The 20,868-nt window shown below is 71.4% G+C and carries 21 protein-coding genes; 13 read left to right on the top strand and 8 right to left on the bottom strand.

The features are described 5' to 3' along the window. The first annotated feature begins 104 nt into the window (after positions 1-104). From AB0368_RS06585 to AB0368_RS06645, 13 genes are all read left to right on the top strand, one after another. Positions 105-719, top strand: a complete 615-nt coding sequence (locus AB0368_RS06585) for a hypothetical protein (RefSeq protein WP_366152761.1) — start codon at positions 105-107, stop codon at positions 717-719. Further along, positions 713-1,567, top strand: a complete 855-nt coding sequence (locus AB0368_RS06590) for a hypothetical protein (RefSeq protein WP_366152762.1) — start codon at positions 713-715, stop codon at positions 1,565-1,567. The genes AB0368_RS06585 and AB0368_RS06590 overlap by 7 nt, the downstream gene beginning before the upstream one ends. A 174-nt stretch (positions 1,568-1,741) precedes the next feature. Then, positions 1,742-2,386 carry an SAF domain-containing protein gene (locus tag AB0368_RS06595; RefSeq protein WP_366152763.1) on the top strand — a complete coding sequence of 215 codons (645 nt, stop codon included), beginning with the start codon at positions 1,742-1,744 and terminating at the stop codon, positions 2,384-2,386. A 17-nt stretch (positions 2,387-2,403) separates the two neighbouring features. Beyond that, positions 2,404-3,150: a hypothetical protein gene (locus AB0368_RS06600; protein ID WP_366152764.1), complete on the top strand. Its 747-nt coding sequence runs from the start codon at positions 2,404-2,406 to the stop codon at positions 3,148-3,150. After that, positions 3,147-4,526, top strand: coding sequence for an ATPase, T2SS/T4P/T4SS family (locus tag AB0368_RS06605; RefSeq protein WP_366152765.1), 1,380 nt, complete (start codon positions 3,147-3,149; stop codon positions 4,524-4,526). Before AB0368_RS06600 ends, AB0368_RS06605 begins: the two co-directional genes overlap by 4 nt. Then, positions 4,523-5,446 carry a type II secretion system F family protein gene (locus AB0368_RS06610; RefSeq protein WP_366152766.1) on the top strand — a complete coding sequence of 308 codons (924 nt, stop codon included), beginning with the start codon at positions 4,523-4,525 and terminating at the stop codon, positions 5,444-5,446. The genes AB0368_RS06605 and AB0368_RS06610 overlap by 4 nt, the downstream gene beginning before the upstream one ends. Beyond that, a complete protein-coding gene (locus tag AB0368_RS06615) occupies positions 5,443-6,369 on the top strand; it encodes a type II secretion system F family protein (protein WP_366152767.1) in 927 nt (308 codons plus the stop codon). Before AB0368_RS06610 ends, AB0368_RS06615 begins: the two co-directional genes overlap by 4 nt. 268 nt (positions 6,370-6,637) lie before the next feature. After that, a complete protein-coding gene (locus tag AB0368_RS06620) occupies positions 6,638-6,835 on the top strand; it encodes a hypothetical protein (protein WP_366152768.1) in 198 nt (65 codons plus the stop codon). A 1-nt stretch (position 6,836) separates the two neighbouring features. Continuing rightward, positions 6,837-7,307, top strand: a complete 471-nt coding sequence (locus AB0368_RS06625; RefSeq protein WP_366152769.1) for a TadE/TadG family type IV pilus assembly protein — start codon at positions 6,837-6,839, stop codon at positions 7,305-7,307. Continuing rightward, on the top strand, positions 7,304-7,762 hold the full coding sequence (locus AB0368_RS06630) for a TadE/TadG family type IV pilus assembly protein (protein ID WP_366152770.1): 459 nt from the start codon (positions 7,304-7,306) through the stop codon (positions 7,760-7,762). The genes AB0368_RS06625 and AB0368_RS06630 overlap by 4 nt, the downstream gene beginning before the upstream one ends. 1 nt (position 7,763) lies before the next feature. After that, the gene (locus AB0368_RS06635; RefSeq protein WP_366152771.1) at positions 7,764-8,225 is read left to right on the top strand and encodes a Tad domain-containing protein; all 462 of its coding nucleotides are present in this window, start codon (positions 7,764-7,766) and stop codon (positions 8,223-8,225) included. A 30-nt stretch (positions 8,226-8,255) separates the two neighbouring features. Further along, positions 8,256-11,810 (top strand): hypothetical protein, encoded by a 3,555-nt coding sequence (locus AB0368_RS06640; RefSeq protein WP_366152772.1) that lies wholly within the window; start codon positions 8,256-8,258, stop codon positions 11,808-11,810. Next, entirely contained in the window at positions 11,807-12,763 is a 957-nt protein-coding gene (locus AB0368_RS06645; RefSeq protein WP_366152773.1) for a DUF2637 domain-containing protein, read from the top strand. Before AB0368_RS06640 ends, AB0368_RS06645 begins: the two co-directional genes overlap by 4 nt. A gap of 307 nt (positions 12,764-13,070) precedes the next feature. Here AB0368_RS06645 and AB0368_RS06650 read toward each other — a convergent pair whose 3' ends face one another. From AB0368_RS06650 to AB0368_RS06685, 8 genes are all read right to left on the bottom strand, one after another. Beyond that, positions 13,071-13,484, bottom strand: a complete 414-nt coding sequence (locus AB0368_RS06650) for a hypothetical protein (protein WP_366152774.1) — start codon at positions 13,482-13,484, stop codon at positions 13,071-13,073. Between the two features lie 3 nt (positions 13,485-13,487). After that, the gene (locus AB0368_RS06655; protein WP_366152775.1) at positions 13,488-13,898 is read right to left on the bottom strand and encodes a hypothetical protein; all 411 of its coding nucleotides are present in this window, start codon (positions 13,896-13,898) and stop codon (positions 13,488-13,490) included. Positions 13,899-14,381: 483 nt separating this feature from the next. Further along, the gene (locus AB0368_RS06660) at positions 14,382-14,981 is read right to left on the bottom strand and encodes a hypothetical protein (protein ID WP_366152776.1); all 600 of its coding nucleotides are present in this window, start codon (positions 14,979-14,981) and stop codon (positions 14,382-14,384) included. Between the two features lie 139 nt (positions 14,982-15,120). Continuing rightward, positions 15,121-15,396, bottom strand: a complete 276-nt coding sequence (locus AB0368_RS06665; protein ID WP_366152777.1) for a histone-like nucleoid-structuring protein Lsr2 — start codon at positions 15,394-15,396, stop codon at positions 15,121-15,123. Positions 15,397-15,723: 327 nt separating this feature from the next. Next, entirely contained in the window at positions 15,724-17,331 is a 1,608-nt protein-coding gene (locus AB0368_RS06670) for a VWA domain-containing protein (protein ID WP_366152778.1), read from the bottom strand. A gap of 34 nt (positions 17,332-17,365) precedes the next feature. Next, complete coding sequence (locus tag AB0368_RS06675) at positions 17,366-18,481, bottom strand: AAA family ATPase (RefSeq protein ID WP_366152779.1); 1,116 nt, start codon at positions 18,479-18,481, stop codon at positions 17,366-17,368. A 213-nt stretch (positions 18,482-18,694) separates the two neighbouring features. Continuing rightward, entirely contained in the window at positions 18,695-19,264 is a 570-nt protein-coding gene (locus AB0368_RS06680) for a hypothetical protein (protein WP_366152780.1), read from the bottom strand. Between the two features lie 28 nt (positions 19,265-19,292). Next, positions 19,293-20,807 carry a hypothetical protein gene (locus tag AB0368_RS06685; protein WP_366152781.1) on the bottom strand — a complete coding sequence of 505 codons (1,515 nt, stop codon included), beginning with the start codon at positions 20,805-20,807 and terminating at the stop codon, positions 19,293-19,295. Positions 20,808-20,868 lie beyond the last annotated feature (61 nt).

Genomic DNA, 20,868 nt, shown 5'->3' on the forward strand with positions numbered 1-20,868 from the left:
CCCTGAGGCGGACGTCCGGTTCCTGCCGATCATCCGACGCGTACTCCTCCGTTTGTCCGACCGTCATGTTGAACACTCTCCGTAAGGCTTGTGGTGGTCCATTTGTGGACAAAGTCGCTTGTCTAGAGTTATGGACGGTACTGATCGTGAGGACGAAGATCTCGGCGCTTGCCGTTGGCGTGATGGCGACGGTCGCGTTGCCGTTGCTCGGTGCGTGCGCGGACGGCTCCGACGAGCAGGCTTTCACGCCGGTTGCGTCGTCACCGAGTGTGTCGGCGAGCGGTTCATCGGGAGCGGCTGAGACGCCGCAAGCGCGGGCGGGCAGCGAGGCAGTCGCGGCGTACCGGCAGTTCATGGCGGCCTGGGTGGACGCGGCGAAGGTCGCGGATCCGGACGCGAAGGCGTTGCGTACCTACGGCCAGGGCGATGCCTTGAAGACGGTCGTGTCGGCGATGTTCGCCAACCGGATGGAGAAGAAGGTCGTTCTGGGCGAGCCGGTTCTCGACCCCAAGCCGGTAAAGGTCGAGCCGACACGGGCACCGACGCGGGTGACGCTGTTGGACTGCATGGACGACACCAAGTGGCTGGAGTACAAGGCTTCGGGTGAGTTGTGGGACGACGTGCCGGGAGGCCGGCGCAAGGTCTACATCATGGTGGTGAAGTCCGGTGACGGCTGGAAGGTCGACATCCTGGGCGCCGATGTGATGGGTTCATGCTGATGCCCCGCTGGATCCTCGTCGGCGCCGTCATCACCTGCGCCGTGCTGGGAACGGCGAACACCGCAGTCGCCGGTTCGGGAAGCAACTCGACGAAAGCCTGCCCCGGCGGGGTGTGCGTGGAGGTCGGCACCCCGAGCAGGCCCGGCAGCTCGGGCAACGGTGAGCCCGGGGGAAATAACGGCGGCAGTAACGACCCCGGCAGCAGTGATCCGGATACGACGGTGTGCTCGTACACGCCGGTGACGCCGTCGGCGGACACGCTCGCTGGAATGGGCGGTCAGCCCGAGGGTGAGGGTGGCTGGTACTTCAAGGCGTGCTCCTACGGCGACGGGTCGACGGGTTTCAACACCGGCGGTCTGGTGTGGTTGGGGCAGCCGCCGCCACCGCCGGATCCGGCGGTGCTGGCACGCCAGGCCCGGTCGAGGTTGACGTTCCCGCCGGTGGTGATCGCGGTGAACCCGCAGACGGAGACGTGGGTGCATCTTCCGGTGTGGCTGGCCATTCCCAACGGGTGGCAGCCGCAGTCGGCGACCGCGAGTGTGCCGGGCATGTCGGTGACCGCGACCGCGCGGCCGGAGAAGGTCACGTTCGACATGGGTGACGGCACCAGCGTGGTGTGTACCGGGCCGGGCACGGTGTATCGGCCGGGAGTGCACGACCCCGAGTCGTCGTCACCGGACTGCGGTACGACGTACCGCACCCCGGCGGAGAGCTACCGGATCACGGCGACGGTGTCGTGGTCGGTGACCTGGGCCGGTGGAGGCGAGTCCGGCACCCTCGAAGGTCTGAGCAGTTCCGGCTCGACCACGATGCGCGTCGCCGAATCTCAGGCCGTCATCACCGGCTGACCGCAGCTCGGCAATTCACCCGCTGGCCCACAGGTCGGCAGTCTCACGCTGACCGCAGGTCGGCCTCATATGCAGCTTCTTTGTGTTCTACGAAGGGATCACGGACTCATGTCACCACGGGGGCTCGCGGCAGTGACGCCTGCGCCGAGTAAGGCCGGCAAGGTGCGACTGCCGATGGCAGGGGCGCGTAAGCGCAGCACGTTGCCGCTTTTGGGCGTCGGGGTGTTGCTGATCTTGTTGTCGGTGGCCGTGTACGGCGTGATCACCAGCCGCCTCGACAAGCGCGACCCGGTGCTGGTGCTGCGCCAGCGCGTCGAGGCCGGTCAGGTCATCGACGCGGCGGACGTGCAGGCCGTGCCGATGTCCGGAGTCGCCGGGATGGGCGTGTTCGCGGCCGCGGACAGCGCCCGGGTGATCGGGCAGACCGTCGTGGCGCCACTGCCGGCAGGCACGCTGCTGACCGAGTCGATGCTGGGCGCGCAGGCGGCGTTCCCGCCTGCCGGCCAGCGCCTGGTGTCGCTGAGCTTGAAGGCCGGCCAGTACCCGCAGCGGCTGATGGCCGGCGCCAAGGTCGAGGTCTACCTCGGTGTGGCCGCACCCGCGACCGGCCAGGGCGGTAAGGACGGTCAGCCTGCCCCGGACGCGTCGGGCGTGCCGGTCAAGATCACCGCGTCGGTGCATGAGGTGGACACGGCAGCAGTAGCCGCGGACGGGCAGTCCGGCGCGATCGTCAGCCTGCTGCTCGACGACGACGCGGCAGCCCGGCTGGCCGCCTCGGCGGACGCGGTGCTGTTGATGCAGATGCCGGTGGGTGCCTGATGGGGACCATCGTCTACATGCGTGTGGGCAGCGGCGCCTGGGCCACCACGACAACTGCTGCGATCGCGGCGCTGTGGCCCGAGACCGACCCCCGGACCCCGATGCTGGTGGAGGCCGACGCGAGCGGCGGTGACCTGGCGGCGCGGCTGCGGCTGCCGGTCGACCCCGGCCTGGTGCAGGTCGCGGCGGACGCCCGCCACGGCGCCCCGGCAGATGTGTTGCACCGCCACGCCCAGCAGGCACAGGTCGCGGGTCGGCAACTGCCGGTCGTGGTGGCCCCGCCCGGCCCCGCGCAGGCCCGGGTGGCACTGCCCACCCTGGTACGCAGCGGCGCCCTGCGCGGTCCGGCCGACACCGTGCTGCACATCGACGCGGGACGCATCGCCCCGCACGACCCGGCGTGGCCGCTTCTCGCCCAGGCCGACGCCGTCGTGGCCGTGGTCCGCGCGCACACCGACGCCCTGGCACACCTGGCCGCGATCAACACCGACCTGCAACGCGCCGCCGGGCCCCGGCTCGTGATCCTGCTGGCCGACGGGGTGTACCCGCCGCAAGAAGTCGCGACCGCCTTCGACGTGGCGGTGCTCCCGATGAGCGTGCCCACCGACGCGCAGGCCGCAGCGATCCTGTCCGGGCAGCTCGACGCCGGACGCCGGTGGCGACGGCTGCCACTGTTCTGCGCCGCCGCTGATATCGCGGCCAGCCTGAGCGAGGGCATCGATGTGTCCTTGAGCGACGAACAGAGTGTGGAGGTGACGGTATGAGCGCGCCCGTGATCACGGCGACGACCGAAGACGGCGACGACCGCGCCGGCCTGGCCGAACTCATCGACCGGTTGCGCGAGCAGGTCGGGCAGCGCCTGGCTGCTGAGACCCGCCGCCTGGAGGAGGTCGACGGTGTTCCTCTGTCGCCGCAGGACCAGCAGGTGTTGGTGCAGCGGCTGGTCCGCGAGGCGCTGGACGCGCACGCCACTGCGTGTCTGCACGCCGGTGTGGAACTGCTGCTGCCGCAGCAGGAGAGCGAGGTGGCTCGGGCGGTCCGCGACGCGGTCACCGGCTTCGGGGCTCTTGAGCCGTTGATGCGTGACGGCGACGGCCACCCCAAGGGCCAGCCGGAGGACATCGCTTACGTCAACGGTCTCACCTTCTGCAAGTGGGAGGGTGACACGGACTGGACGCAGGTGCAGACGATCGCGCGTTCCGACGCCGAGGCGATCGACATCGTGCGCCGCATCGCGACCAGCGGCATGGAGGAACGTCGCTTCGACCGCTCGTCGCCGGTGTTGTCGTGCGAGCTGCCCGACGGCTCCCGGCTGCACGCCACGCAGTCGGTGTCCGACGGTGTCACGCTGACGATCCGGATCAACCGGTTCCCGGACGTCACCCTCGACGACCTGGTCGCTTTCGGGATGCTCGACACCGGCTTGCGGGAGTTCTTCACCAGCGCGATCCGCTCCTCCCGCAACATCGTGATCACCGCGGAGACCGGTGGCGGCAAGACCACGATGCTGCGCGCCCTGTGCTCCCTGCTGCCGCCCACCGAACGACTGATCACCCTGGAAGACACCCGCGAGCTCGGCCTGCACCGCATCGGACGGCACCCGAACACGGTGTCGATGCAGGCCCGCGACGCCAACCTCGAGGGTCAGGGTCGGATGACGGTGGCCGACCTGTTCCCCAGCGCGCTGCGCATGCGCCCGGACCGGGTGATCGTCGGTGAGGTCCGCGGCCAGGAGATCATCACCATGCTCAACGCGATGAACAACGGCAACGACGGCTCGCTGTCGACCATTCACGCCAGCTCCACCTCCCAGGCGTTCGAGAAGATGGCCACCTACGCCCTGCAGGCACAAGAGCGGCTGCCCGTCGAGGTGACCGCCCGGCTGGTCGCCTCCGCCGTGCACCTGGTGGTGCACCTGGGCCGCGACGTAAGCGGCAAGCGGGTGGTGTCGTCGGTCCGCGAGGTCACCGGCTGCGACGGCATGCAGGTCGCCTCCAACGAGATCTTCGCCCCCGACGAGAACGGCCGCGCCGTGCCGGCCTCACCCATGAGCCACGCCCTCGCGTCACGGCTGGAGGCACACGGTTTCGACCGGTACCTGCTGCAGCGCCCGCAGGGCTGGTGGGAGGCCACCCCATGACCTCTGAACAACTGCTGCTGGCCTGCGCCGCACTGGGAATCACCACCGGCGCGGGCCTGCTCCTGATCGCCACCGCCGTCTTCGGCCGGCCCGGCACCACCGACCCCGACACCGACGCACCGCCGTCCTCCTCGCCGTCGAGCCTGACGACGCGACTCGCGGTGTGGCGCCAGCCCGGCGGCGGACGGCGCCTCGCGGCGGCCATCGCCGCGGCCCTGGCCGTCGGCGGGCTCACCGGCTGGCCGGTCGGCGGCATCCTCGCCGCCGTCCTCGCCTGGTGGCTGCCGCAGCTCGTGGGCCCCGATCATGCGCACACCCGCGAACTGGCGCGCATCGAGGCGATCGCGACGTGGACCGAGTCGCTGCGCGACACCCTGTCCGGCGCCGCCGGCCTCGAGCAGGCAGTGCTGGCCACCGCCCGCCGCGCCCCGGCCGCGATCCGCGATGAGGTCACCCGCCTCGCCACCCGCATCGAACGCGGCACCAGGCTGCCCGACGCCCTGACGGCGTTCGCCCGCGATCTGGAAGACCCGACCGGTGACCTGGTCGTCGCCGCCCTGGTGATGGCCGCCGAGCGCAGCGCCCGCCAACTCACCGACCTGCTCGGTCTGCTGTCGGCCACCGCCCGCGAGCAGGCGTCGCTGCGGCTACGCGTCGCCGCCGGCCGCGCCCGGGTCCGCACCGCCGTGCGGGTCATCGTCACCGTCACCATGGCCATGGCGGCCGGCCTGGCCTACCTCAACCGCGACTACCTCACCCCATACGACAGCATGCTCGGCCAGCTGATGCTGCTGGTCGTCGGCGGTGTGTTCGCCGGCTCGTTCGCGTGGCTGCGCCGCATGTCAGCCATCGAGTCCGCCCCGAGAGTGCTGTCCGGACTGGACGTCCTGACCATGCGCCGGGCGGGGGTGCAGCCGTGATCATCCTGTCGTGGACGGTGATCGCCGTCGGTGTCCTCGCCGGCGCCGGAATATGGCTACTGCTGCTGGCTCTGTTCCCGCCCCGGCCCCGCCTGCAGGACGAGCTGGCGGCGCTGCGACCGCGCCCGGTCGACGAGTTCGCCGTCGACTACCCCGCCGCCGAGGCGCTCGACACTGCGCCCGGCTGGGTGACCCGACTAGGCCGGCCCGCCGTGCGGTGGTTGAGCAGCGCCGGGCTGCCCCCGAAGTCGGTGCGTACCGACCTGGCCGTGCTGGGCCGCTCGGCCGAAGCGCTGCTGGCCGAGTCGGCGGCGGCCGGGCTGATCGGCCTGCTGCTGCCCTTCGCCGTGACCCTGGTGTTCGCCGCCGTCGGGATCGGCGTCAACCTCACCGTGCCGGTCCTGGCCGCCCTCGCGATGGCCGGGGTCATGTTCGCCGCGCCGATGCTGTCGGTGCGCACCGCCGCGGCCAAACACCGCGCCGAGTTCCGCCAAGCCCTGTCCGCGTTCTTCGACCTGGTCGTCGTGGCGCTGGCCGGTGGCTCCGGGGTGGAAGAGGCGATGAACGACGCCGCCGCTGTCGGGACGGGCGCCGCGTTCGCCGACCTGCGCCACGCCCTGGCCGAGGCGTACCTGACCGGCACACCGCCGTGGACCGCCCTGGGGCGCCTCGGTCGCCGTGCCGGCATCGACGAGCTGGAGGAACTGGCCAACGCCATCGGCCTGGCCGGCACCGAAGGCGCCCGCGTCCGCGCTTCCCTGCAGAGCCGCGCCATGGCCTTGCGGGGCAAGCAACTGGCCGAGGCCGAAGCCGCCGCCTCGTCGGCCACCGAACGTATGGGCATCCCGATCGTGGCCATGTCGACCGGATTCCTCATGTTCATCGGATTCCCCGCCGCGTACGGCGTCATGGCCACCCTCTGACCACCCCAGGACCGATGCAAGGAGCACGCCCCTCATGGAACGCCTGCTGACCAAATACCCGATTTTGATCAAGTATCCGCTGCTGCCGTTGTGGCCCATCACGGCCATTTGGCTCGCCATCGAAATCAGGGGCGTCTTCAGCTAACCCCCACCCTCGTCCGTCATCTGGTCCGGGTGCGCCCTGCCGCGCGCCCTATCGGTGGCGATCCACACCTTTCCGGCATCTCTGCCGGGCACTGCACACCACCCCCTCTGAAGGAGATTCGTCATGCCCGAGTTCACCGTGCTGCACCAGATGCTGTCCGCCATGGTCCGCGACCGCATCGAACGATTCCGTGCCTCCGGCGACGAGGGCAACGTGGAGAACATCATCTGGATAGCGCTCGGTGCCGCCCTGGCGGTAGCAGTGCTCGGCATCATCACCGCGAAGGTGATGGCCAAGGCCAACTCCATCGAGCTCGGCTGACATGCACGTCGCCACTGCCCGCCCCGCACCCGGCGATGAAGGGGGCCCTGCCGCTGACGTGACACTGCGCTCCGGGCGTCACCGGCGTCTCCGGCGTCTCCGGCGGCATGACGATGTCGGGTCCGCCGCGGTCGAGCAGGTCCTGTCTTTGACCGGCCTGCTTCTGATCCTCGGGCTCATCGTCGCGGGTGGGCAGTACTGGCACGCCCGCCACATCGCCCAAAGCGCCGCGAGCCGGGCGCTGGAAGCCGCCCGCGCCGATCAGGCCACCACCGCCGACGGCGAGCGGCAAGGCCAGGCCAGCCTCGATGCGCTCGGCGGTCGGCTGCTGACCGACCGCCGGGTACAGGTCACCCGCACCGGCACCGAGGTGCGGGTCCAGATCACCGCCACCGCGGCCGGGCTCATCCCGCTGCCGGTCAGCGTCGTGCGGACCGGGCCGGTGGACCGATGGGTGACGGGCACCCGATGAGACTCACCGCAGCCCCACGCCGCGCCTGGCGCCGCCGCAGCACCTTGGCTCCGGGCGACGACGCCGGGGCGTCCACGGTCGAGCTGGTCCTCAGCGTCCCGGCGCTGCTCCTCATCGCCTTGTTCCTGATGATGTGCGGGCGACTGGTCAGCATCCAGCTAGATGTGGACGCCGCCGTGCACGCCGCAGCCCGCGCCGCCACCCTCGCGCGGACTCCCGCCCTCGCCCGACAGGACGCTCTGGCCGCGGCGCAGACCACCCTCGCGGGCAGAACCTCCTGCCCGCAGCCCGCCGTCACCGTGGACACCAGCGCGTTTCGCCCCGGCGGCACCGTCACCGTCGTCGTGACCTGCCAGGTGCCGCTGCGCGACCTGGCAGGTGTCGGGGTGGGCGGCAGCAAACGCGTCACCGCCCGCACCACCTCCCCCCTGGACGTCTACCGCGGAGCCTCCTGACATGCCCACCCGCCGCGCACACAAGCGCACCGAACCCTCCACCGGCAAACCCTCCACCGGCGACGAAGGACAGATCAGCCTGTTCACCGTGCTGATCACCGCCGCGCTGATGCTGGTCACCGGCCTCGTCCTCGACGCCGGCCTGGCGCTGTCGTCCAAGACCCAAGCCCTCGACGTCGCCCAGTCCGCCGCCCGCGCCGGCGCGCAGCACCTCGACATCGCCGCGTACCGCGCCGACGGCACGGTGCGCCTGAACCGCGCCGACGCCGAAGGCGCCGCACGCAGGTGGCTCGCCAGCGCCGGCATGACCGGACAGGTCACCGCCACCGCCACCGAGGTGTCGGTGACCGCGCGCACCAGCCGACGCACCCAACTGCTGTCACTGATCGGCGTCAGCTCGCTGTCGGTGTCCGCCAGCGCCACCGCCACCGCCCAACACGGCGTCACCACCCCCGACCGGTAAGGACTGATTGCGTTGCGTGCGATCACGACCGTGAGTCGTCTGCTCGGCCGGCTGCTACACGCCGCCGCCGGCGCCGCCCTGCTCGGCGCCCTGCTGTGCGGCACGCCGTGGTTCCTGCTGCGCTACCTCGACAACCCGCTGCCCGCCCAGTGGCCCAGCCCCGCCGAGCTGGGCGAGCTGCTGCTGCACGGCTACGACACCGACTTCTTCACCGCCGCCCTCACCCTGGCGATCTGGCTGTTCTGGGCCCGGTTCGCGATCCTGCTCTGCATCGAGCTGGCCCGCACCGTGCACGACGTCATCCACTACCGCGAACCCCGCCAGATCGCCCGCACCGGCCTGCGCGCGGTCGCGGCGTTCGTCGTCACCGCCCTGGTCGGCGCGGTGCTGTTCGACCTCGCCCGGGCCATGACCGCCCACACCGGCACCACCACCGGCGGTGTGGCACCCGCCCCGCTGGCGGCCATCGCCACCGCCCACCAGCAGCAGCCGCACCACCTCGCTGCCGCCGTATACGAGCTGCCCGCCTCCGCGCAGACCACGCCGATCCCCGGGGCCGGGCACGGCACGCTCACGGCGGTGCCGGTCGCCCTGCACGCCGTCGGCGTCGAACCGTCCTGGGTCAGCACCGCCCGCGATGAGGGCCACGGCATCCACAAGGTCAAGCGCGGCGACAGCCTGTGGAGCGTCGCCGAGGACCGCCTCGGCGACGGCCACCGCTGGCGCCAGATCTACGTCGCCACCCGCGACCTGCTCCAGCCCACCGGGCAGGTCCTCACCGACCCCAGCGACATCCGCGCCGGCTGGTACCTGATCCTTCCCGACGCCGCGGACGCGACCGACGGCACCGATGGCGCCCCTGGTAGCGCCGAAGACGCGCCATCCGATGCCGCTGCCGACCCCACGGACGACGGCGTCACCCCCGACGCCACCGAGACGGCGCCCGGCACCGACGACGCCGCACCGCGCGACGCGCCCGCCGAGACCGACCCGCCCGCAGACCAGCATGCCGACCACACCGGGCACCACACCGTCGCCGGAGTGTCACTGCCCCGCGGCGGCTGGATCGACGCCGGGCTCGCCGCCGCACTCATCGCCGCAGTCGCCCTCATCTGGGCCCAACGCCGCCGCCGGCTGACCCGCACGGCACCCGCCGACGATCCCGGCGCCCAGCCCATGCCCCAGATCGTGTCCCACGTGCGGCGCGGACTGCGCCACACCGCACCGATCAGCCACGGCGAACGCAACGAACTGCACGCCTACAAGGGCTTCTTCGACGCCCTGCACGCCGCAGCAGCAGCAGACACCGCCGCCGACGCGCGGCACGCCGCCGCTGAGGCTGCTCGACAGCCCGTCCTCGGCGCCGACAGCCCGGTCACCTGGGCACCGCACCGCACCCTCGACATCCCCGCCGGCCACCCCGGAGATGACCAGGACCTCGACTCTGCGGCGCCGCAGCCCGAAAGCGAGCAGTCCCACGACTGGCACGACAACCGCGACGGCGACGAAGACGACGGCTGGGACGCATACGGCGACGACCCCGACGATGCGCCGTACGAGCAGACGTACCTCCCGACGCCGGCCACCCCCGCCCTCGGCGGACGCTTCGACACCATGTGGCCCGCCCCCGGGCTCGGCCTCACCGGCCCCGCCGCGCACGCCGCCGCCCGCGGCTTCCTGATCTCCGCGCTCGCCGCCGGCCCCGAGGACTACAACGCCCGCGCCACCGTCGTCATCGCCTCCGGCACCCTGGCCACCCTGCTCGGCGCCGCCGCCGTCTCCATCCCCCGCACCCCGCGACTCATCACCACGATCGCGCTGTCCGACGCCCTCGACCTGCTCGAAGAGGAGATGCTGCGCCGGACCCGCGTCGTCTACGAGTACGACGCCGAAGACGTACCCGCAGTCCGCGCCAGCGACCCCTACGTCGAAGCCATGCCACCCATGGTGCTCATCGCCGACACCACCACCCACGCCGACCGCGCCCGCATCGCGGCCATCCTGACCCAGGCCCAGCGCCTCGACATCCACGGCATCCTGCTCGGCGAATGGACCGCCGGAGACACCGTCCACGTCGCACCTGATGGCGCCACCCACCGCGCGGAACAGCACAGCCGCCACGGCGCTCACCCCGCCGACATCAGCCGGCTCACCGTCATCGACGCCGACGAAGCCGCCGACCTGCTGCGCCTGCTCGGCGAAGCCCACACCGGTGACACCCCGCCACCGGCCGCGGACCTCGCCGTCTACGCCACGGCACGCGCCGACACCCACCCAGGGCACACCGCCGGAGACAGCGTGGCGGCACCCTCATGGTCGGGCGGGACTCTCACCCTCTGGCCCGAGGCCGACCCCGGCGGCGTCGCCGGTCAGGACGTCAACGCGCCGATCCACGACGACAGCCTCCTGCAAGGGCAGGGCGGGCACGACGCATCCACCACGGATCTCGCGCTCGCGCCTCCCGCCGAACTACACGACGACATGCTTGAGATGCCCGTGCCCAGCGACGCCGCCACGCCTCTGGCCGACGCCATCGCCGCAGCCCTGGTCCCCGCGGACACCGACACCCATGCCGGCGCCGGCAGCCCGGACGACACCATCCGCGACGAGCACCCTGCCGACGACCGCGACGACACCGCCGTACTCGACGACGGCAATCTCGCAGACAGCGACACCGTCGCAGACAGCGACGGCACCCCGGCAGGCGATACCCCGGACACCCTCGCAGACTCAGACGCTGCCACTGATGCCGCGCAGCAGAGCCCCGAACCGAATCCCGAACCCGGCGACCACCCGAGCGCAGAAGATGCCACGCCCGACGCCCCACCTACCGTCCGAGCAGTCCTGCTCGGCACACCGCGCATCCTGGACGTGCCCGCCGGAGAGAAGATCCGCAAGCAGGCCATCGAACTGCTGGTCTACCTCGCCGTCCGCGGCGGCTCCGCCAGCCGCGACGACATCCTGGACGACCTGCTGCCCGACGCACCCATGGCCAAGGCCCCCACCCGGCTGCACACCATGGTGTACAGCCTGCGCCGGCTAATGAAACTCGCCGCCGGCGACGCCGAGTACCTCGACAACCCCGCCCAGCGCTACGTGCTCAACCCGCACACCCTCGACTGCGACGTGTGGCGCATGCGCGCCGCCCTGGCCGAAGCCGACGCCGCCACCACCAGCGAGCAGCGCATCACCGCGCTGCGCGCCGCCGTCGACGCCTACACCGGGCCCCTCGCCGACGGCTGCGCCTACGACTGGGTCGAGCCCTACCGCTACGCCGTCGCCCAAGAAGCCGCCGGTGCGGCGCTGCGCCTCGCACAGGAATTCACCGACCAACCGGAACAGGCCCGCACGATCCTGGCCGCGGCGATCGAGCATCACCCGCACACCGAGGAGCTGTACCAGGCCGCGATGCGCGTCGCCGCCATGCGCGGCGACGTCGACGCCGTGCGTGCCCTCAAGAAGCAGGTGACCCACCGCATCGACGAACTGGACTGCGAACCCACCAGCGAAACCCTCACCATCGCCGCCGACTCGATCGCCGCCGCCACCCGCCACGCCCGCAAACGTCCCGGAAGCACCCGATGACCACCACTTCGCAAGCACCGGCCGAAATCCTGAAGGGCCTGCACCGCGTCCGCTGGGCCGTGCGCGGCACCTTGTTGCTCGGCGTCGCCGCCAGCATCGCCGCGAACGTCCTGCACGCCGACCCGCACCCGGTCAGCCAGGGCATCGCCGCGTGGCCACCGCTCGCCCTGCTGGTGACCGTCGAGCTCATCGCCCGCGTGCCCGTACACCGCCAACTGCTCGCGATCATCCGCATCGCCGTCACCGCCGGCATCGCGGGCATCGCCGCGTGGGTGTCCTATTTCCACATGGCCGATGTCGTGCGCCGCTACGGCGAGACCTCGACCGCCGCTCACCTGCTACCACTGTCGGTCGACGGGCTGATCGTCGTCGCCAGCATCTGCCTCATCGAGATCGCCGGGCGTATCCGCGCCCACGAACACACCTCGACGGATCCGGCGCCTGCCGCTGATTCCATCGCGGATATCACCGCGCCATCGCGGACGCCGCACGCCGAACCCCGGCCACAACGAGAAAAGCGCGCCGATTCACCGCTGGTGACGCTGAGTTCGGCCGCCTCCCGCAGCCCCTCCTTGACCACTCCCGCAGACCCACCGCCAGTAGACGCCTCGGGAACCGCCGCGCTGACACCGCAGCCCCGCATGCCGGCCACACCAGAGCCCGACGCCGATGCCGCGCGCCCCCAGGCCGATACAGCCGCCACGACCACGACAGCCCCCACGACGACCGTGTCGCCGGTCCAGCACCAACCGCCCGACACGGGCCCGGCGCTCGCAGACGACAGCGACACCGTTCCGGAAGCCACCAAGGACGCGGTCGCGTACTGGTCCGGCAGGGATCCCCACCTGCATCCCAGCGAGATCGGGCGGCTCATCGGCAAGTCCGAGCGCACCGTACGCCGCTACCTGCCTGAGGGGACCCCCGTATCGAAGGAAACCCTCTCGAAGCGGTGACCGCACCGAGGCTCGTCCGCCGCCCGCCGGGGCTACGCAGCACAGAAGTATTTCGGCGCGCTACGGACGTCGTCGAGGCTTGTCGTCGGCTCCGGCAGTCATCCACGGGCGACGGGGGTGCTATTGGGCACCCGGTCAGTGCGGTGGTGGACGACTCACATAGCGCGGCGGCAGGCCTGGTCATCAGGCCTTCCAGGTTCTGCTACGCATCCCATAGCCCCACGGCCGAGAAAGCGAAAAGGATTCCGCCCCCGGGCGCGCCGGGAAATGACCCGACAGCCGGGAGGCGGTTTCCCTGCCGCTGGGGTTAACCGGTTTCGCGGCAAGCGTCGTCGATCAGCGGGAACACCCCGATCGACATATCCGGTTGGTGAAGCCGCTCACGAGCCGTCGCCCACCATAGATGCGCGGCGTACGTGTCAGCGAAGGCACCGACCGCCACCGCCAGCCGATATGCGGGGACCGCAAGCAGCAGCACCGCACGCAGATGCAGCTCTGCCTGCGGCGGCTGCGTCCCGGCGGTGAACGCGGCGGCCACGGCCGGCTCAAGGCTGACCGTGGCCCGTGCCACGCTCAGCGCATCACCGCACGCAGGGTCGCACAGCGGCACGGTCACATGCGCGCTGTCCTGCGGTTGCACCCGGGCGGGGGCGCCGTCCGGGCTCTCGAACGCCCAGCCGCCCCCAGCTCCGTCCGCGAGCAACGTGACGTAGCTCGACACGGGTCACGCCGCCGGTGCCGCAGTGGGTGCCGGTCCGCCGGGATCGTTGTCCGCCGGTACCAGAATGGTGTGGTGGCGCGCGGCGTCGAGCAGTTCCCGCACTTGCGCCAGCAGGTCCGCCGCCCGGTTCGTCCGCGCACCTGCCTCCGCCCAGTAGTCGCCCACGTAGCGGGCGGACATGCGCGCCACCTCGTACATCGCTGCCGTAGTGTCGGCCAGCACGGCTACCGGCAGTTCCGGCGGGTAGCAGTTGTTGCGGGCGACGGCCCCGCAGGCGTAGCGGGCGGCGGTGCGCAGATGCCCCAAGGCCTGCGGGACGACGGTCTCGTCCTCCGCCGGCACCGTCGACGGGTCGATCAGATTGCAGGCCATGACGGGCGGGTTCTCGCCCGTCGAGGACGCGTCGGGGTCCATTCGTACTCCTCAGTGGTCATGCGGTCGGCATTGTGCGCCGCTCGGTGCCGCGGTGCGGCGATGACCATGAACGCTTCGGCCTGCCCAATGAGCAAGTCGACGGCGGCGAACGGTGCAGCGCGCGCATGAGAAGGTGCCGACGGCTCGCCGGCGATGCGGGCGTATCCGGTGACGGTGTCGTTGGGGAAGAACGTTCGTCCGAGACCTCCGAGAGGGTGTCGGGGGCTGCGACCCAGGGCACCCCGGGACGCAGCGGGTTCCCGAAGGAGGCATGCGGCCGACACACAGGCACGGCGTCGCGGTGCGCGAATGCCGGATCCTGTGAACCCCCGTCGAGCCCCCCGCACGCGCCTGGCGTGCTGGCGGGACCCCGGTTCGTCGTCGGCCGGCAAGAGCGTGGTGGGTCGCGACATAGCCCGTTGGCGGCGAGGGAAGCGCGGAGAGAGCCCGCCTGCCTGGGTGCGCCCAGGCAGGCGGGGCAGGTCAGGCGGGATCGGCGGGCAGGTGTTCGGGGCGGGGTGTCACGTCGTTCCAGCGACTCGCGTTGGCGTCCCAGATCTGCCACCACGCGAGGGCGTCGGGGGCGAGGTCCGGTTCCCGCTGCAGCCGAGTGCGGAGCCGGTCCGGATTGGCGGCCGTCGCGGGCGGCACTGCGAAGAAGGCGGCCCCGCTGGGCCATCCCATCGGGCCGTCGTCGAGCTCGTGGTCCTGCATCATGCGCAGCGTGACGTGTCCGCGTTTGGCGGCGCGGGCGATGTGGCGGCTGGTCTCGTACTCGGTGACCAGGTCGCCGAGTACCAGTTCGAGGTCCGGTGTCTCTCCCTGAGCGTCGGTGCATGCGGCGGCGAACGCTTCCAGCGCGGGCGTCGTCGTTCGGTGGCCGTCAGCGGTGCTCGGGTAGAACTGGTCCGGTCCGCCGTTGCCGTCGTTCTCGATGGTGCCGATGACCTTGTTGTTAAGGCGCACGGTGGCGGTGAAGGCGACACCGTCGTGGGTCTCGTGGTGCCGGTAGGAGGTCACGGTGTAGCCGGTATGCGGGACGGTGAGCCCGCTGTGTGGCAGCCGGACGGGTGTGATGGACACGAGTGGGGTTCTCCTTGCATCGGGGTTGTTGGTGCCGGGTCGAGTTGTGGCGATGAAAGTGGCCCCTCCCCGGGCATTGCCGGGGCGAGGCCGTGGATGGTTGAAGGGACGCGAAGCGCGGCGATCGGTCCTGTTCGGATTAGGACTGGTGGGCTGCGTGGAAGGCGGCTTTCACCTGGTGCGGGATCTGGCCACGTTCTTGGAATGCGTGCAGTGCGAGGGCATCGGGATTGGTGGCCCACCAGCGGCGGATCGTGCTGGGCTTCGGGTCGGCGGTGCGGTTGTCGGCCTTGCGGGTTGTGCTCTTCGGTAGGCGGCGGGCCGCGGCGAGGTACGGGCGCAGCGCGGCGGCGAGTGTGGCGAAGTTGTGGTCGGCGAGGTCGTCGACGACGACGTACTGGACTCGGGTTGCCATGTATTTCTGTTCCTCTCGGCTGAACGGGATGGGGATGTGACCGCCGGGCGACGACAGCAGTCGCGCCGGGCGGTCAGGAGGCGCCGGAAGGTCGACGCCGGCGGCCCGCGCCGCACTGATGCGGTGGCGTGGTGGGCTGCTGCTTCCCGCGTGGAGCAGCGGTGCCACGGAAGGGGTCGGGACGTCCCGGCCTGGTGATCTGCCGACCGGGCTGGGAAGAATTCCGGCCCGGTGAGGGAAGGGGATCGGCCGCTGAAAGTCGCCCTCGTAGCGAGCCTGAATCGGACGTCGCGCCGAAGCGCGCGTCGCCCAAGGCCTGCGGTGGTGTCAGCTGTTTTCGAGGGCGGTGACGGCGGCGTCGGCGATCTGGGTGACCGCGTCGACGGGGTCGGTGACGGTGATCGTGGTGGTGTCGGCGAAGGTGTGCGCGGCGAGTCCGGCCGGATGCAGCCACAGCACGGCGCAGCCGGAGCGGTGCAGCGTCGTGATGAGTTTCTGCGCGGCCCGCTCGTCGGCCAGCAGGCCGTCGGAGACGACGGCGCACAGGCGCAGGGTGCGGCCGTGGCGCAGGTCGAGTTGCTGGTCGGCGAGTTTCACCGCGTCGCAGAAGGTGAGGGTGCCGCCGCCGGCCTGCATGTGCAGAACCTGGGCGGGTTTGGTGCCGGGGGCGACCAGCAGGGTGGTGGCGTCGCCGAAGCCGATGGTGGTGGTGACAGCCTGTCCACGTTGGGCGGCGTGCGCGAAGATCCACGCCGCGGACGACAGTTCGGTCGCATACGAGTGCATTGAGCCGGACAGGTCCACCAGGATCGCCAGGTGCAGGGTCGGCTTCGGCGGTGGGAGCTGGGTGCGCTGGTGCCACGGTTCGGCGGTGGGCCGCTGCCCTGCGGCGATCTGGGCGTCGGCGGTGAGCGCGGTGCGGGCCCGCAGCCTGCCGGGTGGCAGCAGCGAGCCGCGGACACCCGGTTCGGGATTGCGGGTCCGCGCCCGTTGGATCCGTGCCGCGAGATGCCTCGCGGCGGCCTGCTGCTGCGGGGTCGGGGCAGCGCGCGGCCAATGCTCCGGGGGGCTGTGCCTGCGGGTGAGGATCTGCGCCCGGTAGTCGGTCGGGGTCAGCCCGACGGTGGCGGCGAGGAACTCGGTCAACGCCTGGTCCAGACGGCCCGGGAAGTCACCCGGGTCGGCGGCCGGCACCTGGCGATGCCGTCGGGGGTCGATGCCCAGGACCCGGCACCACCGCCGCGCCAATTTGATCATGGTGGTGGCGTCGGTGTCGTCGACGGTGTGGGCCTGCTGCCAGATCTCGCGCAGCTGCCGCAGCCGGGGCCGGCCCAGCACCGCGGCGACCGCGGTCCGGACGGTACGGACGTCTTTGCTGGTAAGGATGCGCGCGTCGACGCGGGCCAGCAGCAGCGCGGCCAGCACGCCGGCGTGCCAGAGGTCGTCGACGGGTGCGGTCCCGGGGTGCACCAGGGCGTTGCTCACGTGGCGCAGCCACCGCCGGTCGCCACGGCGGCGGGCGCGTTGGCGCCCTTCGGCGCGGGATTCCTCGAGCAGGTCGGCGACCTCGGCGAGGATCGGTGCCGTGCCCGGCGGGGCCTGCCACCGGCTGTGCGCGGCGTGAGCGGCGCCGTGCACGAGCAGCCCGTAGCCGACGGGGACGAGCTTCTTGTGGCCGGCTTTGCGCGGGTCGGCGATCGACGGGGTGCCGGCGATGTAGGTGGCGTCGACCTCGATGCGGCGCAGGTCCGGGTAGAAGCATTCAGGGGCGCCGCCGCCCGCGCCCGGGGCGACGTGTACGTGCAGGTCGGTGCGGCCGGTCAGCACGGGCACGTGCCGGGTCCAGGCGTCGGACCAGGGCTGCCAGTCCGGGTCCGCAGTCGCGGAAGTGATGGGGGTGCCGGGTTTGCGGTGGGTGCGGTTGGGTTGAGACATCGCAGGGGTGATCCTTTCTTCCAGGGGTGAGGGGTCAGCGTTTGCCGAGGGTGAGCGCGGTGATCTGCTGACCGGTGTGGCGCGTCAGCGCGGCGGTGACCTCAGTGCGGCAGTCCTCAGGGGCGATACCGGCGAGGTTGGCCAGGGCGGCGGCTTGGCCGAGGGTGTCGCGGACCTTGACGAAGCCGAGCAGCTCGCGCAGGTTCGGCGCCCAGCCGACCCGGCCTGCGGCCAGGTCGGTGTTGAGGTCGATCGCCGCGTTGACGACCTTGGCGGGCACGCCGAGCTGCCGAGCCAGCGACCAGTCGGTGGTGACTTCGACCTGCACGGTGAAACGGCTGGCGAGGGCCTCGGTCAGGACCGCGCCGTGCACGCCGGGGTTGTGCCCGCCGCACACGTAGAAGCCGTCGGCGGCATCCACGCCTTCGGTGCCGTTCGGGGTGGTGACGGTGATCGTGCCGCGGCCGTCCATCACCGGGTAAAGCACTGCGAGAACTCGCGGTGGGATGAGGGTGGCGTCGTCGACCAACAACGCGCGGCCTTCGCGCATCGCGGTCACGAGGGGCCCGTAGTTGAAGTCGTAGCCGCCGCCGGGCAGCGGCGCGTAGGAGCCGAGGAAGTCGTCGACGATGGTGTCGCCGGTGCCGGCGATGGTGACAAGGTCCGGAAACGCGGCTTCGAGCATGGCGGTCTTGCCGGTGCCGGGCGGCCCGTAGAGCAGCACCGGCACCTGCTGCTCGCGGAGCTTGCGCAGGACCTCGATGTCCCACCCGCCGGCGAGTTGCCGCGGGAAGTACTTCTGGCCGCTGGGCCGCACCACCGGTTCCGGGCGACCCGGCCGGCTGCGCGAGCCGCCGCCGCGGCTTGCGGCAGGCAGGGGCGGGAGGGCGCCGGCAGCGTCGATGCCTGCCTGGGTGATCTGGAATCGGTGCGGGCCGGTGTGGTGGGTGGCGTGCCCGGCGGCGGCCATCTTCTTGCCCACTTCGAACACGGCGCCGGTCGACGGGGCGCCGATGGCGCGGGTGATCTCACCGACTTTGAGCAGCGCGTCGGGGTGATCGCGCAGGTAGAGGGCGACTTTGCGGTAGAGGTATCCCGAGCCGCCTTTGGTGGCGGCGTTGGGGTTTGGGTCCGGGGTGGATGCGGTCATGGTGACCTTTCGGGGAAAGGACAGGCCTGCGCTCCCGTCTCCGGGGGCGCAGGCCTGTCGGCTGCACATGCGGAGACGGGATCGACCGTCCTCACGCCGCGATCCCGCTCAGGGGGATCGCTGGTCAGGGACGCCGCACCCGAGGTGCTGCCGTTCGTGGAGGTGGTTCGGTGGCCTGCTACCCGCTCAGGGCAGGTGCCCGCGGAGACGCGCTCACGAGGTCACCCCGAAATCCCCGAGGGACAGGCGCTGGCGTTCCAGCGCGATCAGCGCCCGTGCGGGGGTGTGCCAGCTGTGATCGGTGATCGTGCTGGCGGCACGGCCGTCGCGCAGGGCCTGCAGCGCGGGGACCTGGTCGGCATACGCACCGCCGAGCGCCTGCAGGTCGGCGCAGGCACGGTCGACGGCCTCGCGCATCGTCTTCGCCCACGGCCCAGTCTTGTTCCAGTACTGGCGGGTGCGGCCGTGGATGGGGCCTTCGCACAGGTGGTAGCCGAGCCACACCACGGGCGGGTGTACCCCGGCGGCTTCGGCGAGCAGGGCGACCTTGTCGTAGTCCCAGGCCCGACCCCCGCGCATCTGACGGTGCCCGACCGACTTGGGTTGGGTGAGGGTGCGCCAGTAGTCCGGGTGCACCGCGGTGGAGGCCACCATGTCCTTGGCGTCGCGGAAGCCGCCGGTTTTCACCGCGTGGGGTGTCTGGTCGAGCAGCAGGTGCGCCAACTCGCGGCGTACCGCGGCAATAGCGGGGTCGTCCGCGGCTTGGAGGCGTTTCTGCTTCATGTGTGGTGGCGGGTTTTCGGGCAGCGCTTCAGGTTCGGGCAGGCCGGCGCCGGCGAGGTGACCGAGCAGGGTGGCGGCGAAGTCGCTCAGGGATGTTTTCGAAGCCGCGGCTGCGGTCGTGGTAGTCGGGGATCGCCGCCCGTCGTGGTCCGCCGCCGCGGTGTCCGACCCGGTGGGCGGCCTCGTGCAGCAGCACGAGCAGGGTGCGGTGCCGGTCGGCGAGCACGTCGCGGTGGATGGCGACGTCGCCGGTGGTCGGGCTGTAGAAGCCGTCCGCGCAGGGCGAGCTTTCGCTCTCGCTGTACACCCGGACCCGGTCCAGGGCGTACGGGCCGATCGCCCGGCAGACCAGGTCGCAGCCGTCGGCGAGCACCGTCCGCTCGGCAGCGGTCAGCGCCTTGGCGGCAACCCACGTCGTCTTGCCGCGGGTGCGGTCATGGTGGCGGACGATTTGGGCCTTGGCGAACTCGACACCGAGCAGGGTCATGAGCACCTGCTGCTGGTAGTTCGACAGGCCCGTGGCCGTGGCCTCGGTGTAACCGCGGTCGACCAGCAGCAGGGCGGACTCTTCGGCACCGGAGCCCGAGTAGAACGTCTTCTCCGACAGGTTGGCGCGAGCCCAGGTGCGCCAGGCCGCGCGGGCGCGCGGCGCAGTGACGCGGTCGAAGTACTGCTCGGGCTCGCGTAGCCTGCCGCCGTCGAGGGCATGGCGGGCGAAGCGGTCGATGACCTGGAGGTCTTCGCTGGCGGCGAGGATGGCGCGGACCGCGTCGGCGAGAGCGCCGGCTTCAATGACGGTGCGGTCGCGGTTCTGCAGGGCCTCGTCGTCCAGCGGCAGGTCGTAGGAGGCCAGCAGGCCCGGGATGGTGTTGACCAGGACTCCGCCGATCCACACCCGTCCCGGTTCACCGTCCAGGACGCACTCACCGGGAGCCGCCGGTGGTGTGTAGCCGGGTTCGGTCAGGGTCCGGAACCGGCCGATGGCCTCCTGCGCGACCGCCTGCTCGCAGGCGACGGTGATGACGGTGCCGTTGGTCCGGCCGGTACGGTGCAGGTGGTAGACCAACATCTCCGCGCCTCGACCTGAGCGGGACGGGATCATCCCGTTGAGCAGGCGGTGCCGCTCGACCGTCGGGGTGAAGGAGTACCCGACCGTGTCGCAGCTCAGCTCGCCGACCTCGGCGCTGCGGGCCAGCACCAGGAAGGCGAGCTTCTTGCCCTCACCGAACTGGCCGATCTGCTGACTCGTCTTGGTGGAGTAGCCCAGGACCAGACCTTCTTCGGGGATACCGGGGCCGTCGTCGGCGATGGTCAGCACCCCGTCGGCCCAACTGATCCGGGCGTGTGGGTCCTCGTCGAGGGCGTTGGCGACGAGTTCGCAAATCGCCCTCACCGCAGTCCAGCTCTTCACGTAGTCGGGGGAAATCGGGTAGGCGAGGGTGTCCACCGACGCCGGCTGCGCGGCAGGCGCGGGCATGGTGCTCAGTCCTGTGCTGGGCGGGTGATGCCCGGAGGGCGTGTTCATGCGTGCGTGGGCGTCCACGGAGGATTTCCTTTCGAGGGGGTGTTTTCGGGCGCGCGGAAGCACGGCACCGAGCAAAGGG

It is taken from the genome of Actinoplanes sp. NPDC051475, assembly GCF_040689425.1.
Classification (GTDB): domain Bacteria; phylum Actinomycetota; class Actinomycetes; order Mycobacteriales; family Micromonosporaceae; genus Actinoplanes.